The sequence below is a fragment of the Kitasatospora sp. NPDC007106 genome, assembly GCF_040634455.1.
Classification (GTDB): Bacteria; Actinomycetota; Actinomycetes; order Streptomycetales; family Streptomycetaceae; genus Kitasatospora; species Kitasatospora arboriphila.
The window spans coordinates 1-1,226 of sequence record NZ_JBEYFP010001331.1; the positions used below are offsets into that span (position 1 = coordinate 1).

Annotated in this window: 1 protein-coding gene; it reads left to right on the plus strand. The window is 76.5% G+C overall.

Annotation, left to right across the window (positions count from 1 at the left end; all coding sequences use genetic code 11):
- The first annotated feature begins 84 nt into the window (after positions 1 to 84).
- Positions 85 to 465 (plus strand): universal stress protein, encoded by a 381-nt coding sequence (locus ABZ641_RS38235; RefSeq protein ID WP_359989262.1) that lies wholly within the window; start codon positions 85 to 87, stop codon positions 463 to 465.
- The last annotated feature ends 761 nt before the right edge of the window (positions 466 to 1,226 follow it).

Sequence of the window (1,226 nt, forward strand, 5' to 3'; positions counted from 1 at the left end):
CCAGATCTGCCCGGTCGGCGCCCTCACCTCCGCCGCCTACCGCTTCCGCTCCCGCCCCTTCGACCTGGTCTGCCCTCCCCCGAGGTGCTCGAATTCGCCTTCCGCGAGGCCGCCCGGCGCGGGCTGGTGCTGCGTGCGGTGCACGGCTGGACCCCGCCGCCGGTGTGGGGCTACGCGGGCGGTGTCGCCCCGCAGGTCGAGGCCGACCAGTTCCGTGCCGTCGAGGCCGAGCTGCTCGACGAGGCCCTCGTCGGCTGGCGGGAGAAGTACCCCGAGGTGACCGTCCTTCAGGACTGCCGGATCGCCGGCGGCGCGCAGGCCGTCGTCGACACCGCCGCGGACGCCGCCCTGGTGGTCGTCGGCCGCCGGCGCCGCCGGCACCGGGTCGGCCTGCACCTCGGCCCGGTCGCCCACGCCGTCCTGCACCACGCCCAGGCCCCGGTCGCCGTCGTCCCGCACGACTGACGGCACTCACCGGCACGGGTCGGTGGATGCACCGGCTCGCCGTCCGCGACGGACAGCAGGTGCTCGCCGACGGCATCGCCCACCTCTTCGGCCGTGCGGAATGCCCGGTCTGCGCCTGCCTCTACACCGTCGCGGACGAGTACTCGGCCGCCAACCGCCCCGTCGTGCGGCAGGGCGTGTCTTCAAGGGTGTACGGATGCCTCGTGGGGCTCGGAGAAGTGCGCGACCCGGATGCAGACACTGCGCGGACCGTGGGTGAGCCGGATTCGCCAGGAGCACCGGTCCCGGACTGCGCAGTTCTCCCCCGGCCTTCGGCCGGGAGGCGCCCCCACGAGCCCCTGACGCCTGCGTCGATGCGGCAGGCCCGGGGACGGCCCCCACGCCGTCCCCGGGTTCCGTGCGTCGGCCCGGCCGGCCCCCACGGCAGTCCGGGCCGCGTCCGCCCACCCCTGGTGCGGACGCCGCCGGTTCGGCGGTCCTGTCGGGTCCGGACGAGGGGTCCGGTCCGTGGACGGATCGTCAGGACTGCTTCACCGGTGCCTCCACCGTGCCGCACACCGGGCGGTCGCCCGGAGGGCCGAAGGTCCCGCCGACCGGCCCGGCGGCCGCCCCGCCGACCGGTCGGAGGTCTCCGGCCGGCTGACGGGGCTCAGGTGAGCAGCTGTTCGATGCGGTCGAGGGCGCCGGGCAGGTCGCGGGGGCGGAGGATGCCCGCGCCGGGCTGGTGGCCCGCCCAGCCCGGGCCCGCAATGAGGACGACC